Here is a 15014-nt window from a genome sequence, read left to right on the forward strand (position 1 = left end):
TCGATCGAGACGACAATATAGGCGTCCAATTTCTTAGAATGGCATCAGAGGAGCGCTCACGCCCTCAGCCTGCCACGGCCCGAATGCGCGACTCGGAGCGGACGGGTTAGGCCCAGCCCCCCGATCGACACGGCCGTCGCCTGAATCGTACGCCTCGGCCGGCCCTGCGCTCGGCGTTTTGCTGGCGAGTGGACTGCACCGGAGCGCGCTCGCCCTTTGCCCGCGCTCGCCCCCCCGCCGGGGCATACCCACGAACAGCCGCGGAATGGGCCGCTCGCAGGCGCGCGTCGGCCGACGATGGCGAGCCAATCATCAAGACGTTCGGTTTGTCGGCAGAGCATGCCCGATCCCAGTTCATTCTGCTCAAAAAACTCACAGTTACTCAGTTTACGAATTTTTAATCAGCAAATTTATATAAACCAAAGTATCAATCAGGGCCATCATAGATGACTCAGGCTACAAAGAGCTACCAAGCGACGGGCCTTAACGCTGTCGTTGGTGCCTCGACCGCATCCCTTAAGGCGAGCACGCTCAGCAGCCTCAGCGGCATCAACACCATTACCCAGCGGATGCGCCTTCTTGCCCTGAATGCGCTCATCGAGGCTTCACACGCCGGGGTGCACGGCGCTGGCTTCTCGGTGGTGGCTCAAGAGGTCCGCAACGTCTCGGGCGAGATCGAACAGCTGGCCACTGCGCTGGCCACCAATCTGGGGAGCGGCGTCGATACCCTGACCGAGGCGGTGGGACGGCTCGCCGCCGAGGCGCGGTCGGAGCGCTGCGTCGATCTCGCCCTCAATGCCATCGAGATCATCGACCGCAACCTCTACGAGCGCACCTGCGACGTGCGCTGGTGGGCCACCGACGCCGCCGTGGTCGATTGCGCCGCCGACCCGACCGAGGACGCTCGGGCCCATGCGAGCCACCGGCTCGGCGTCATCCTCTCCTCCTACACGGTGTATCTCGATCTCTGGCTGTGCAGCCTCGATGGTCGGGTGATCGCCAACGGGCGCCCCGACCGCTTCCACGTGCGCGACCGCGACGTTCGGGCGGAGCCCTGGTTCGAGCGGGCGCGGCGCCTTGCCTCCGGCGACGAGTTCGCGGTGGCCGATGTCGGACGTTGTGCCGGCCTCAACGGCGCGCAGACCGCCACCTACGCGGCTTCGGTACGCGAGAACGGCGAGGCGTCGGGGCGCCCCCTCGGCTACCTCGCGATCCATTTCGACTGGGAGCCGCAGGCGCGGGCCGTGGTCGAGGGCGTGCGCCTCGCCGCCGACGAGCGCACCCGCAGCCGCGTCCTGCTCCTCGACGCCGAGAACCGGGTGATTGCCTGCTCGAAGGGCAAGGGCATCCTGTCGGAGCGCTACCCGCTGCGCACGGACGGTGCGGCGCAGGGCACCTATGTCGATGCGGGTGGGCGGCTCGTCGCCTTCCACGCCACGCCCGGCTACGAGACCTATCGCGGCCTTGGCTGGCGGGGCGTCATCGAGCAGGAGCCGAACTGAGGCAGCCGGAATCCGCGATCAGTGGCCCGATTGATCTGGACCCGCCACGGCGGACCCGGCGAGGGCCCGAGACGGATCCGGATCAAGCCGCCGGCGGCATCGCTGACATCGAGACGATGAAAGCCGCCTCGGCGAGGGTGGCCGAGAGCATGCGAGCGTTCGGGATCGACCCGTTGAGCGCCGTGAACGTCGCGTGCTCCCTACCAGACTGCCCGAACAGGGCCTCCCGGCCTATCGCAGGGTCGGCGATTCTCCGGGCTTCAAATGGGGATCCTTCCCATCGGGGCCGGTCAGGGCGACGTGATCGTTCAAGCGTCCCAGATGTTCGAAGACGTGCTCGAAGGCGTTCAGGACGGCCTGCTCGAACGCGCCGTCGTTCTTCCCCTGTGCGTCCCTGAGGGCACTCAGCAAGGCACGGTGCTTTTCGGTATCCTCGGACATGTCATCCTCCCGACCGGCATGAGCGCCAGCCCGGCAAGCCAATCTCCATGACCCACCCTGGTTCCTGCGCATCCTTGATGACGGATCCAGCGCCCGCGCCGTTGCGGCGTCGGGATCGAGGCACGATGGTGCGCCGCGCTCATCCCGCGCCCCCTCCCCTCGGCGGTCGGGAAGCGGGCAGCCCCGCCACGCTGACGTCATGGCCGTCCACCTGATGCGGGGATCGCTGCCCATGTCGAACCGAATCCAATCGGCCATCCGCGCTGCCGCCGAGATGGGCGTCGGTCTGCTGGCGGCCTGCAATCGGCTGCGCTTGCCGGGAACGCGGAACCCCTTCGTGGTCGGTGTCCACGAACCGATGCGCGAAGAGCTGACCCTGGAGAACCTGCCCGTCACCGGGGTGATCCCGCCGGGCCTCGACGGTCTCTATCTCAAGATGGGGGCCAATCCCGTCCGCCCGGCGATGCGGGGCCACGACTGGTTCCTCGGCGATGGCATGGTGCACGGTCTGGCAATCGAGGGCGGCAGGGCGCTGTGGTACCGCAACCGCTGGATCGCCTCCCGCACGGCCGCGGCGGCGCTCAAGCGACCCGCCGCGCCCGGACCGCGGCGGGGTGGCAACGACACCGTCAACACCAATGTCGTCGAGATCGGCGGCCGGATCTTCGCAGTCGTCGAGGCGGGCAGCTTCCCCGTCGAACTGTCGCGAACCCTGGAGGAGCAGCGCTACAACCCGCTCGAGGGGACGCTCGCCGGATCGTTCACCGGGCATCCGCATCGTGACCCGCTGACCGGAGAGACGCACGCCATCGCCTATGACGGTCGCATCTGGGACCGCGTCCGCCACGTCGTCGTCGCACCGACCGGGCAGGTCGTGCGGGACATGCCGATCGCGGTCGAGCATGGCCCCTGCGTCCACGATTGCGCGATCACGGCGCGCTTCGTCATCGTGCTCGATCTGCCGGTGACGTTCTCGCTCAAGGCCGTCCTGGCCGGCTACCGTTTCCCGTTCCGCTGGAACACGGACCACAAGGCCCGGGTGGGCCTTCTTCCCAGGCAGGGCGCGAGCGCCGACATCCTCTGGTGCGAGGTCGCGTCATGCTTCGTGTTCCACGTCGCCAACGCCTACGACGACGCGGATGGGCGGGTGATCCTCGACGTCATCGCCTACGAAACGGTGTTTGCCTCGGCCGAGGGCGGCCTCGACACCCCAGGAAAGCTCGAACGCTGGACGCTCGATGCGGCGACGCGGCGCGTCGAACGGCGGGTGCTGGATTCCGCGGCCCAGGAATTCCCGCGCATCGATGAGCGGTTGTTCGGCCAGCATCACCGCTACCTCTACACGGTCAGCGTCCCGGAAGACGGCAACACGCAACTTGCCGGCGCGACGCAGATCTACAAGCACGACCTGGAAACGGGCGAGCGGCAGGTCCACGCGTTCGGTGCCGACCGCATCCCAGGGGAGTTCGTCTTCGTGCCGGCGCGTCCCGGGGCCGGCGAGGACGAGGGCTGGCTCGTCGGTCTCGTGATCGACACCGCGCACCACACGACCGACTTCGTCATCCTCGACGCGCGATCGTTCGCAGAACCGCCCATCGCCCGTATCCGCCTCGGCCACCGGATCCCGCCGGGCTTCCACGGCAACTGGTTTCCGACACAGGGTGCGGGCGACACGGGGGCGCATAACGCCCCTGGGGACGGCCCCGATGGGGCGTCGCGACGCTCCGCTGTCGCTCCCGCGATCGGCCCGGCGATCCCGCCCGGTGTCTAGGCCGGGCGCCTGACTGTCTCGGCAGATCCGTGATGCGGCGGGCCTGGACTCGACCGACACGCCCGGGCGCTCGCTCGAACCCTGACCGCACCGGGCAGCGTCGGCCGGACCGGACATCATCCCGTGACCATCACCCACGGCCGGGCGGCGACCGCACGGCGCGTCGCCACCAAGCTCGGTAGGCCGATTCCGCCTCGACGTCTCGTTCGACGAGAAGCTTCTCCTCGCCGCAGGATTCTCGGACGCGCTCGCTCCAGCGTCCCATTCGAAACGCGGAAGGACGGGACGGGGTGATCCCGTCCCGTCCTTCTCGGATCCGATCCAGGATCAGCGTTCGGGGCAGACCGCTCCCGCGGCCCCGAACATGATCCGCCGCCGCATCTCCCGGAAGCTGCTCTCCGCACCCTGTTCCTGGGTGACGAGCGAGACGGCGATGGCGACGAGGAAGGACAGCGGCATGCTGATGAGAGCCGGGTTCTTCATCGGGACAAACCACCACTCTTGGGAGACCGCGGCGAGGCTCCGGCCGAGCACGTCCACCTGAACCGTCGGGGAGAGGCAGATCAGCAGGAGGGACGAGAAGGTGCCGACCAGGATGCTCGCGACCGCGGCCGACGTCGTGAAGCGCTTCCACACGATGGAGAGCAGGAGCGCGGGGAAGTTCGCCGCCGCGGCGACGGCGAAGGCCAGTCCGGCCATGAAGGCGACGTTCTGACCTTCGAACACGATGCCGAGGGACACCGCCAGGACGGCAATAGCGACGGTGGCGATCCGGGCGACGGTGAGCTGTTCGCGCTCCGGCGCATCGCCGTTGCGCACCACGTTGACCCAGAGGTCGTGGCAGACCGTGGCAACCCCGGAGAGGGTCAGCCCGGCGACGACCGCGAGCATCGTCGCGAAGGCGACCGCGCAGATGAAGCCGAAGAAGCCGTTGCCGCCGACCGTGAGGGCGAGGAGCGGGGCCGCCATGTTGCCGCCGCCGCCGGCCTTGATCACGGCCTCCGGCCCGACGAGGACCATGGCGCCGAAGCCGATCACGAAGACGAGCAGGTGGAACGAGCCGATGATGCCGGTGGCGTAGAGGATCGACATCCGCGCCTCCTTGACGTCCGGGACCGTGAAGGCGCGCATCAGGATGTGCGGAAGCGCCGCCGTCCCGAACATCAGTCCCACACCCAGCGAGATCGCATCCCACCCGCTGCCGGCGACCTTGGAGCCGGGCTGCAGCACGCGCTCGCCGTATTTGTCGGCCGCCGCCGCGAAGAGGCGCAGGGGATTCATGTCAAAATGGACCAGCACGAGGAGTGCCAGGACGAGCCCCCCGAGGGAGAGGAGGACGGCCTTGATGACCTGGACCCAGGTCGTCGCCAGCATGCCGCCGAAGATCACGTAGATCAGCATCGCCGTTCCGACCACGATGACCGACGCCGTATAGGGCATGCCGAAGAGAAGTTTGATCAGCGAGCCCGTCGCGACCATTTGGGCGATCAAGTACAGAAGGATCACGGTCAGCGTGCCGATGGCGGCGGCCACGCGCACGGGCCGTTGACGCAGGCGGTAGGCGACCACGTCAGCGAAGGTGAATTTACCCAGATTGCGCAGTGGTTCGACGATCAGGAACGAGATGATCGGCCAGCCGACCAGGAAGCCGATGGAGTAGATCAAGCCGTCGAAGCCGTTCGACGTGATGATGCCGGCGATCCCCAGAAGCGCGGCCGCGCTGAGGAAATCGCCCGCGAGGGCCCAGCCGTTCTGCCAGGCCGTGATCTCGCCGCCCGCGGCGAAGAACTGGTCCGTGGTGCGCGTCCTCCGCGCCGCCCAGTAGGTGATGCCGAGCGTCAGCGCCATGAAGACGAAGAAGAAGGTGACCGCCAGGGGGTTGTTCGCTGCCTGCATGGTTCTCTCCTCAGCCAATGATGCGGCGCACGGCCGGGTCGTAGAACCGGTTTGCCCAGACGACGTAGACAAGACAGAGAAGGAACGATCCGACGATCACGCTGGCACCGAGCAGGATGCACAGCGACAATCCCGGGGCGAGGATCGTCCCCATCAGCGGCTTCGCGAAAGCGAACATCGACATGAAGCCGAAATACATCGCGATCATCACGGCACTCAGCGAGATTGCAACGCGCGATTTGTTTCGAGAGATCGCCTCGAATTCCGAGACATCGTCGCGAACGTCTATCTTGTCCGGTGAAAGCATGCTGCGCCTCCGATCGAGGTGGTGTGAATGAGCGAGATATCTTGGTGAGACCGGCATTCCCGAAATCGGTGCGGCCCGCCCCGGGGACGGGCCGCGCGATTCTTCAGTGGCCGCTGCGGCGCGGCGCATCGGCCGTCATCTCACCGAAGGCCGGATGCGCCGTGTCGGCACCGAGGCCCGTCGCATCCGGACCATCGAGGCGGTCGGCGGCGGAACGGGCGGCCATGGTGTGGCCGGGCGCGTCGAAGCTCACCGGCTCGCGCGGCGTGCGATCGACGTTGAGATGGAAGATGTCGAAGCGGTTGTAGTAGCCGACCACATCGTGGAACTGCTTCGGCTCCACGCAGGCCGCGATATCGATATCGGCGTAGACGATCCCCTCATCGCCCTGGTGGGGTTCCACCACGTGCGAACCGGTCGGATCGAGGACCATGGACACGCCCGCCGGGGTCCGCTCGACGATGTCGGCGAGGGCGGCGTCTCCTCCGCAGAGGATCTCCTTCGCGGCCCCGTCGAGGACGGCCGAGCAGACGATATTGAACACCTTGGCCTCGAAAGCATGGGCGCCGGCCCGGATCTCGATCGCGCGCTTCAGGTCGTAGGCCGCGCTCTCTCCCGGTGGGCGGGTCGGCCAAGCCGGCGGATAGGTCGAGATATGGACCTGCTCGCCCTGCGCCATCAGGGCATATCGGGCCAGAGGATTGGTGTTCTCACCGCAGATGAGCATGCCGACCCGGCCGATTTCGGTGGGCGTCACGCGCAGGCCCCGGGCGTCGCCGTTCGCCCAGACGAGCTTCTCGTAGAAGGTCGGGACGAGCTTCCGGTGATGGTTGAGGATGGCCCCGTTGCGCCCGATCAGGATGTTCGCGTTCCAGAGACATCCGAGGCTGGCCTCGGTGCTCTCACTGAAGCCGAGGGAGACGAGAACGCCGTGTCGCCGGGCGGCGGCGCGCACCGCGCCGATCTCGGGCCCGTCGAGGCGGACGGATTCGGACGCGAGTCGCTTGAACAGATCGTGGTTGTGGATCGGGGCACGGAGGGCCACCCAGAGGGGAAAGCCCGGCATGTAGCCCTCGGGAAACACCACGAGCCCGGCGCCCGCGCGGGCGGCCTCGCCGATCAGGGCGGCCGCCTTCTCGGCCGTGGCGGCGCTGTCCAGGAAAACCGGGGCGACGTGGCAGGCGGCCGCTTTGAACTGCGGAAAGGGGGCGGTCATCGGTGCGGCTCCAAATGTTGGATGCCGCATTTGCAACAGAAGCCACGCACGTCGCGAAGGTCTAAAATCCGCAAGGGTCGCTGCAATCGTGCGGCGACCTGCTCAGAATTGGTTCAAGTGATCTGCCTCTTGAATGAACAGCTCCGTCAAGAAGCGCGTGACCGCACGGACGCGGCCGACATGCTCGATATCTTCGTGGACGCCGAGATAGAGCTCGCGGCGTACGACGATCTCGTCGGGCAAGACCGGCACGAGGGCCGGGTTGGTCTTTGCCGAGAAAAGCGGCAACAGGGCGATACCCGCCCCCGCCGCAGTCGCGGCCTGCTGAGCGGCCATGCTGGTCGAGCGAAAGACCACGTTGTTCGGCTTCAGGACTTCGAGAAGCCAATGCACCGGTTCGATGGCGACGAGATCGTCGACATAATCCACGAAGTCGTGCTGCTGCAGATCGGCGCGCGAGCGCGGCCGACCGCGCTGGGCGAGATAGGCTTCGGACGAGAACAGGGCCAAGCGGAACTCGCCGACCCGCCGAACCTTGAGGCGCGGTCCCTGGGGCGGCACGAAGGACACCGAGATATCGGCCTCCCGCTTCGTCAGGTTGATGAGGTGCCGCTCCGTGACGAGTTCGACGACGAGGCCGGGCGCGGTCGCGGCCAACTCGGCGAACTTGGCCGACAGGTAGAACGCCGCGATGCCCTCCATGCTGGCGACCCGCACGCGCCCGACCGGCTGCGTCCCATCCTGCAAACCAAGCGCCTCCGGCACGCCGAGCATTTTCTGCTCGATGACCTCCGCGATGACGAACAGCTTGTCACCGCCTTCGGTCAGCAGAAAACCGTCGGAGCAGCGCTGGAACAGCTTCGTGTCCAGGCTTCTCTCCAACTCGGCGATCCGGCGGCTGACCGTCGTGTTGTCGACCTTGAGCCGGCGTGCGGCCGGCATCAGCCGACCGTGGCGCGCGACTTCTAGGAAGAAGGTCAGATCGTTCCAATCGAACATGCGGCTGATGCTGTAGAGCAGAGTACGACCAACATTTATCTAGGCTGTAGTGGGGAATTTAGGAAGTCAGCGTGAGGCAAGCCTGATTTGATAAAAGACATGGCTGTGGGAGATGACCATACCGGAGGTTGCCGGACTGGGCGACGACCACTGAGAGCGTGTGAAGAGCTTCGTGCCGGTTGAAACGCAGGGAAACGCGGCCCGCGGACGGACAATGGTCGGTTCCTCGATGTGCTGTCATAGATGGACCGCCCAGGGGGACATTGGAGAGACAGACCGGAGCGACTGGGCGACGACCGGACGGTCGAGCGGCGCGACGACGATTGGATCGCCCGTGGGGTCTTGGATCAGATGCTGGCGGACTTGGCCCGCGAAGCTGATCTGGAAGAATTTTTAACCGAACTACAACCTTTCGCGACTGAGGTCCGCATGCCTGTCGGGCGAATGCGGTGCATCGGGTTCTCTTGGCAGAGGTCGATCCCTGGGATTTTTCGCCTTGATCAGACCGTTTATCTGGAACAACCACAATGAGTCGCATATTCTAAGACATTAAACGTCTCGCGGTATATTCATTTCTAATTCTAATCCAATGAGTTTGAGCGATGTTTGATAAAATACAGGCGCTTATTTGAATCGACTGATATTTTCACAGTCTAAAAAGACGTATTAATTTCTATTGATTTGTACGATTGGCCAATCTTACCGCCATTGGATGCGTTGGCACCTGCCCGCGTTACCTAGCCTCACAGACGCGAGGACAGTTCCCGTGGCAACCATCGATTGAACGGTGGATTCAGGCCTGGCGCCTCATCGGCCGGTCAGTGATGGGCGTGCGACGGCGCCGGTGCCGGGCTGTGCATCATGTTGTGGTTCATGTTGGCCATGATCCAGACCGAGCCGCCGATCAGCAGCACGACGAACAGCACACCGAAGGCCAGAGCCAGAACGTTGTTGGTGTTGTCCGGCCCGGTGGTGATGTGCAGGAAGAACACGAGGTGCACGCCCATCTGGGCGATGGCGAAGACGATCACCGCCACGGGGATCGCGGGCGCCCAGATGAAATTCATCCGCACCACGGCGAAGGAGCAGGCGGTGAGCAGCACCGCGAGGCCGAGGCCGATCAGGTAGCCGCGGATGCCCTTGGCGATATCCTCTTCCGGGTAGGCCTCGCCCGGCGCGACGTCCGCCCGATGCCGTTTGGAGCGTTCTGCGGCTTGGTCGGCGGCGCTCATGCGATCACTCCGAGCAGGTAGACGACGCTGAACACCCCGACCCAGACGATGTCGAGGGCGTGCCAGAACAGGGCGAAGCAGGCGGTGCGGCGCAGGATGTCGTCGCGAAACCCCTTGGTCAGCACCTGCGCCATCATGGTCAGGAGCCACAGGAGGCCGATGCCGACATGCAGGCCGTGGCAGCCGACGAGGGTGAAGAACGAGGACAGAAAGGCGCTGCGCGACGGCTCGGCGCCGCGCGCGATCAGGTCGGCGAATTCCTTCAGCTCCAGCGCGAGAAATCCCGCGCCGAGAACGAAGGTCACCGCCATCATGGCCTGGAACAGGGCCATGCGGCGGGCCGTGAGCGCGAGCGTGGCCACGCCGCAGGTGAAGCTCGACAGGAGCAGCAGCCCCGTCTCCAGCGCGACATGGGTGAGATCGAACAACTCCTGCGGCTTCGGGCCATCGGCGGTGCCGCCCACCAACACCCCGTAGGCGGCGAAGAAGGCCGCGAACATCACGATGTCGCTGAGGATGAAGATCCAGAAGCCGTAGGCGACGACGATGCGCTTCGGCGCCGGGCCGCCGGCCCCGCGGCCGGTGGCGGCGGAATCGCCGCGCCCGTCGCGGCTGCCGCCGAGATGATACGGATCGTGGCCCGGGGCGAGGCCGGGGGAGGCGGTGGCGCTCATGCGGCCCTCCGGCGGCCGACGCCCTGCAGGGCTTCGAGCCGGGTCGTGCGGTTGGCCCGGTTGATCCGCTGCACCTCGGAGGCCGGGATCTCGTACTCGGCCTTATCGCGCCACGCGAACACCACGAAGGTCGCGAACGCCCCGAGGAAGCCCAGGACCGCGAGCCACCAGATGTGCCAGATCATGGCGAAGCCGATCAGCGTGGCGAAGAAGGCGCAGACCACGCCGGTGGGATTGTTGATCGGCATCTCGATCGGCGCGTAATCGGGCTCGTTACGCAGGCTCAGCTGCTCGCGGGCGGCGGCCTTGATCGTCCAGTAGGCCTCCTCGCCGTGCACCTGCGGCATCGCGGCGAAGTTGAAGACCGGCGGCGGCGAGGCCGTGGCCCATTCGAGGGCACGGCCGTCCCAGGGATCGCCAGTCTCGTCGCGCAGGGATTCGCGGCGGCGGATGGAGACGACGAGCTGGACCACCTGGGCCACCACGCCGACGAGCATGAGGACGACGCCGAAGCCGGCGATCAGGATCCAGGGCCGCCAATCGGCGACGTCGTAGTGCTGCATCCGCCGCGTCATGCCGAGCAGGCCGAGGATATAGAACGCGCCGAAGACGACGACGAAGCCGGAGATGCCGAACCAGAACGCGACCTTGCCCCACCACTCGTCGAGCCGGAAGCCGAAGGCCTTGGGGAACCAGTAGGCGTAGCCCGCGAACGCCCCGAACAGCACGGCGCTGACCATCACGTTGTGGAAATGGGCGACCAGGAACATGCTGTTGTGGAGCACGAAATCGGCGGGCGGGATCGCCAGCAGCACGCCGGTGGCGCCGCCGACCACGAAGGTCAGCATGAAACCGAGCGACCACAGCATCGACGTGTGGAAGCGGATGCGCCCGCCATACATCGTGAACAGCCAGTCGAAGATCTTCACGCCGGTCGGCACGGCGATGATCATCGAGGTGATGGCGAAGACGCCGTTGACGTCGCCGCCCGGCCCCATGGTGAAGAAGTGGTGCAGCCACACCATGAACGACAGGATGAAGATCGCCATCGTCGCCATCACCATCGACCGGTAGGCGAAGAGCGGCTTGCCGGAAAAGGTCGAGATGACCTCCGAGAACACGCCGTAGGCGGGCAGCGCGAGGATGTAGACCTCCGGATGCCCCCAAGCCCAGAACAGGTTCATGAACATCATCGAATTCCCGCCCTGGGAATCGGTGAAGAAGTGGAAGCCGAGGTAGCGGTCGAGCGCCAGCATCGCGAGCGTCGCCGTCAGAATCGGGAAGGCCGCGACGATGAGCAGGTTCGAGGCGAGCGCGGTCCAGCAGAACATCGGCATGCGCAGATAGCTCATGCCCGGCGCCCTGACCTTCAGGATCGTCGTGACGAGATTGACCCCTGAGAGCAGCGTCCCGATGCCGGAGATCTGGATCGCCCAGATGTAGTAATCGACGCCCACGCCCGGCGAGTAGGTCGCCTCCGAGAGCGGCGGGGCCGGCCACCAGCCGGTGCGGGCGAACTCGCCGACGACGAGGCTGACATTGACGAGCAGCGCGCCGGAGGCGGTGAGCCAGAAGCTGACCGAGTTCAGCGTCGGGAAGGCGACGTCGCGCACGCCGAGTTGGAGCGGCACGGCGAAGTTCATCAGGCCGATCATGAACGGCATCGCGCCGAAGAAGATCATGACCACGCCGTGGGCGGAGAAGATCTGGTCGTAATGCTCCGGCGGCAGGTAGCCCGGTGCCTTGTAGGCGAAGAGCATGTGCGATCGCATCAGGATCGCGTCGGAGAAGCCGCGGATCAGCATCACCAGGGCGAGGATGCAGTACATCACGCCGATGCGCTTGTGATCGACGCTCGTGATCCACTCCCGCCACAGATAGGGAAAGTGGCCGGCGATGACCGTCCAGGCGATTACGCCGAGGAGGACGAGACCGACGACGGCAGCGGCGATCAGCGGGATCGGTTGGCTTAAGGGGATCGCGTCGAGGGTGAGCTTGCCGAGCATTCAGGATTCCCGCCTCTAGCTTCCGCCCTTGGGCCGCACAGCCTCGACGCCGCCCGGGGCCGACGGGCCGGGGCCGGGCGGGACGGTCTGGGCGACGATCCCGTCGAACAGCTTCGGATCGACCGTGCCGTAGAGGCGCGGCTTGTCGCCGGTGCTCTGCTTGGCGAGTTCGCCATAGGAGGCGGGATCGAGCTTCAGGCTCGATTCCTTCGCCTGCCGGACCCATTCCGCGAAGCCCTCGTCCGAGGCGACCTGAACCGGGAAATTCATGTCGGCGAAGCCATCGCCGCTGAAATGGGTCGAGAGACCGTAGAGTTCGCCCTCCCGGTCGGCCATCAGGTTGAGCCGGGTGGTCATGCCGCGCATGGTGTAGATCATGCTGCCGAGCCGCGGGATGAAGAACGAATTCCACACGCTCGACGAGGTCAGCCGAAACTGGACCGGCGTCGCGGCCGGCATGACGAGCCGGTTCACGCTCGCCACCCCCTGCTCGGGGTAGATGAACAGCCACTTCCAATCGAGGGAGACGACCTGCACCTCGATCGGCTTCCTGTCCGAATCGAGCGGCGTCATCGGGTCGAGCCGGTGCGCGCCGATCCAGGCGATGCCGCCGAGGAAGATGATGGTGAGCAGAGGCACCGACCACACCACCATCTCGATCCGACCGGAGAAGGCCCAGTTCGGCCGGTATTGCGCGCGGGTGTTGCCCTCGCGGTACCACCACGCGAAGACGATCGTGGCGATCATTGTCGGGACGATGATCGCCAGCATGATCACACTGGCGATGATCAGGATATTGGCTTCCGCCGCACCGACCGGACCCTTGGCGTCGAACAGGTTGTAATTCTGGCAGCCGGTCAGGGAACAGACCGCCCCAGCAACCGCACCAGCCCGCGTGAGGATACGTGTCGCCGACCCAGTGCGCATCACGCGGCTCAGTGCTCGATCAGATGATGGCCGCAGCACTTCCTGAATTCGATCACGGGCAGATCGTATTCTGACCTCAAATAGACGCAACGATACTGGCATAAGACCGACATCCTCGACTTCATAATCGTTCCTATTGCCAAATTTGTCGCCCACCTCTCCGTATGGTCATACGCCTTCTATGAAATGGGCAAATCCGCCTGCGCATTTCCGCCGGCCACGTTCGGCGGGGGCTCTCGATATGATCCGACCGGGCTCGAATTTTGTTCCGGGGGGCCAACACGTTCACGCGCTTGTCATCATCCTGCCCGGTGCTTCAACCGTAGCGCGATCTGCCGACCTCTATGGAATTTATCCTGTGAGGATCGGTCCCGGCCACCGGCACTGGCTGTCGTCGGCGTCGGGCCAAAGCGGCTTCCGCGCGTGGCGTGCCGGATCACGCGGGGAATGGCGCCGTACGATATTTTCGCCGCGTTCAACGAGAGCCAAGGCATGGTCGCGTGACATTGTCCGCCCGCCCCGATGGGGTTCTGTCCGGGCTCACGCGCCAGTGTGGCCACAACTTGCTGCGCGCGGCGCCCGAGGGGGGAACACTCTGACTTTCCGAGCCCGTACGGGCACTCACCTTCCACTTCGGAACATCCCTGAATAACGGACATTCACGCGCATCAGCAGAAGCCGAGCGGTGTCCATGACGCTTTTATTCAGGTTCAGAGTTCAATCATCTCGACCAAACAGCGACAGCATCACGGGTTACGCCGAAGGCTGGATGTCGGCATCGCTTGGACGGTCTTTGTCGCCCTTCCCACCAAGGACCATAGGAGAACCGTACCGATCACCGAAGCGTAGCCATCGACCGCGTAATGCCAGCCCAGATGAATCGATCCTATGAAGATCACCGCGCCGTACAGCATCAGCATTCGCCCCAGCCACAGCGACAAATGTCGTCCCGCCAAGGCGAAAAGGGTTGCCATGGAAACGTGCAGGCTTGGAAATGCCGAAATCCCGGATCCAAGCTGAGGGGTCTTTGCCTCGAAACATGCCCACAAATATTGCTGAATATCCCAAGCCGAAAATGGCATTCCGTGGCTGAATGTGAGATAGTCGATCAGGTCCTTGTATCGCTCATGGTCCCCCGTCACCTTGGCATAAAAGGCTGGCCCACCCGACATTCCAAGTGCCGCCATGAAGTTACCGAGGACGATGAAGCATAGAAACATCGTCAGGACATAGCGAACGCGCAAGCTCGCGAGATCGCGCCGCGCACCGAGAAAGACCGGAAGCCCGACCAGGATCAACAACCAAATAGGCAGGTAGAGAAATTCAATAACCCGCGTCACCGGGTGGTATCCCGTTACGCCATGAACCAACTTCCACGGCAGGTAGCCGAGATGGAGCGATTGATTGAAATTCGCGATGGATTCATCTCGCCATGTCGGACTGAGGATTGGAAGCATGTTTTTATTCGATGTAAATACGCCATAGAAAATACTTAGACTGAAAATGAGTAGAACGACCGGAAAAGCGCGATATTGGATGTGAGCCCATAGTCGAACGACGGCGTCGGTCAGAGGACGCTGAGAACGACGGAGAGCTGAGATGGGAATTTCGACGGCCAATAGATAGATGAGGATTCCCAAAGCAGCCAATTCGATCCAGGGCAAAAGATAGGCGGTTGGCGCAAACCAACTCAATTCCCCAGAAAGAGAAAACAACAAGACCGACGAAAACAGATACAGCAGGGTCGCGAGGTGAATAGGCATATCCTCGCGCAACTCAACCAACAAAATCTGCGAACAGAAATCTCCGGCTCTTTCAATCTTCGCCCGGATCAAAGCGCCTATATGCAAATAACTCTGATTTTTGTCATCTTGAATGTATCCGTCAATTTCGATGTCGTAGGATGATTTCGTCACTGCAATAGGCCCCAATTGACCTTGCCCCCTGGCCTGCCCTCGTTCTGCAGCTAGGGTCCGTCGATCAGGAGACGGACGATGAAGAAAAGCCGGTTCAGCGAAGAGCAGATTATCGGCGTCCTCAAGG

General features: G+C 64.4%; 12 protein-coding genes and 1 pseudogene. 4 read left to right on the forward strand and 9 right to left on the reverse strand.

Going from position 1 to position 15014, the window contains the following annotated elements:
* Window positions 1–446: 446 nt before the first annotated feature.
* The 3 genes from MFF26_RS10495 to MFF26_RS10505 all read left to right on the forward strand — a co-directional run bounded on the left by MFF26_RS10495 (window position 447) and on the right by MFF26_RS10505 (window position 3714).
* Entirely contained in the window at window positions 447–1502 is a 1056-nt protein-coding gene (locus MFF26_RS10495; RefSeq protein WP_238307955.1) for a methyl-accepting chemotaxis protein, read from the forward strand.
* 321 nt (window positions 1503–1823) lie between these two features.
* Window positions 1824–1994, forward strand: a complete 171-nt coding sequence (locus MFF26_RS26565) for a hypothetical protein (RefSeq protein ID WP_308447736.1) — start codon at window positions 1824–1826, stop codon at window positions 1992–1994.
* A 181-nt stretch (window positions 1995–2175) separates the two neighbouring features.
* The gene (locus tag MFF26_RS10505) at window positions 2176–3714 is read left to right on the forward strand and encodes an 8'-apo-carotenoid 13,14-cleaving dioxygenase (RefSeq protein ID WP_137831074.1); all 1539 of its coding nucleotides are present in this window, start codon (window positions 2176–2178) and stop codon (window positions 3712–3714) included.
* A 327-nt stretch (window positions 3715–4041) separates the two neighbouring features.
* On the opposite strand, the gene MFF26_RS10510 is transcribed toward MFF26_RS10505, so the two are convergent.
* The 4 genes from MFF26_RS10510 to MFF26_RS10525 all read right to left on the reverse strand — a co-directional run bounded on the left by MFF26_RS10510 (window position 4042) and on the right by MFF26_RS10525 (window position 8132).
* On the reverse strand, window positions 4042–5610 hold the full coding sequence (locus MFF26_RS10510; RefSeq protein ID WP_137831073.1) for a sodium:solute symporter family transporter: 1569 nt from the start codon (window positions 5608–5610) through the stop codon (window positions 4042–4044).
* Window positions 5611–5620: 10 nt separating this feature from the next.
* On the reverse strand, window positions 5621–5917 hold the full coding sequence (locus MFF26_RS10515) for a DUF485 domain-containing protein (protein ID WP_373324442.1): 297 nt from the start codon (window positions 5915–5917) through the stop codon (window positions 5621–5623).
* Window positions 5918–6020: 103 nt separating this feature from the next.
* Window positions 6021–7133 carry a carbon-nitrogen hydrolase family protein gene (locus MFF26_RS10520; RefSeq protein ID WP_137831071.1) on the reverse strand — a complete coding sequence of 371 codons (1113 nt, stop codon included), beginning with the start codon at window positions 7131–7133 and terminating at the stop codon, window positions 6021–6023.
* A gap of 102 nt (window positions 7134–7235) precedes the next feature.
* Window positions 7236–8132, reverse strand: coding sequence for a LysR family transcriptional regulator (locus MFF26_RS10525; RefSeq protein WP_137831070.1), 897 nt, complete (start codon window positions 8130–8132; stop codon window positions 7236–7238).
* 160 nt (window positions 8133–8292) lie between these two features.
* On the opposite strand from MFF26_RS10525, the pseudogene MFF26_RS10530 reads away from it, so the two are divergent.
* Window positions 8293–8519, forward strand: a pseudogene (locus tag MFF26_RS10530) (transposase); the annotation flags it as partial.
* 431 nt (window positions 8520–8950) lie between these two features.
* On the opposite strand, the gene cyoD reads toward MFF26_RS10530, so the two are convergent.
* From cyoD to MFF26_RS10555, 5 genes are all read right to left on the reverse strand, one after another.
* Entirely contained in the window at window positions 8951–9364 is a 414-nt protein-coding gene (gene cyoD, locus MFF26_RS10535; protein ID WP_137831069.1) for a cytochrome o ubiquinol oxidase subunit IV, read from the reverse strand.
* Entirely contained in the window at window positions 9361–10038 is a 678-nt protein-coding gene (locus MFF26_RS10540; RefSeq protein WP_137831068.1) for a cytochrome (ubi)quinol oxidase subunit III, read from the reverse strand. Before MFF26_RS10540 ends, cyoD begins: the two co-directional genes overlap by 4 nt.
* Window positions 10035–12044 (reverse strand): cbb3-type cytochrome c oxidase subunit I, encoded by a 2010-nt coding sequence (locus MFF26_RS10545; protein ID WP_137831067.1) that lies wholly within the window; start codon window positions 12042–12044, stop codon window positions 10035–10037. The genes MFF26_RS10540 and MFF26_RS10545 overlap by 4 nt, the downstream gene beginning before the upstream one ends.
* A gap of 15 nt (window positions 12045–12059) precedes the next feature.
* Complete coding sequence (gene cyoA / locus MFF26_RS10550) at window positions 12060–12971, reverse strand: ubiquinol oxidase subunit II (RefSeq protein WP_137831066.1); 912 nt, start codon at window positions 12969–12971, stop codon at window positions 12060–12062.
* 746 nt (window positions 12972–13717) lie between these two features.
* On the reverse strand, window positions 13718–15014 hold a 1297-nt coding region (locus tag MFF26_RS10555; RefSeq protein WP_238307957.1), incomplete at its 5' end, for a phosphatase PAP2 family protein.

The organism is Methylorubrum suomiense (genome assembly GCF_022179765.1).
In the GTDB taxonomy this organism is placed as follows: domain Bacteria; phylum Pseudomonadota; class Alphaproteobacteria; order Rhizobiales; family Beijerinckiaceae; genus Methylobacterium; species Methylobacterium suomiense.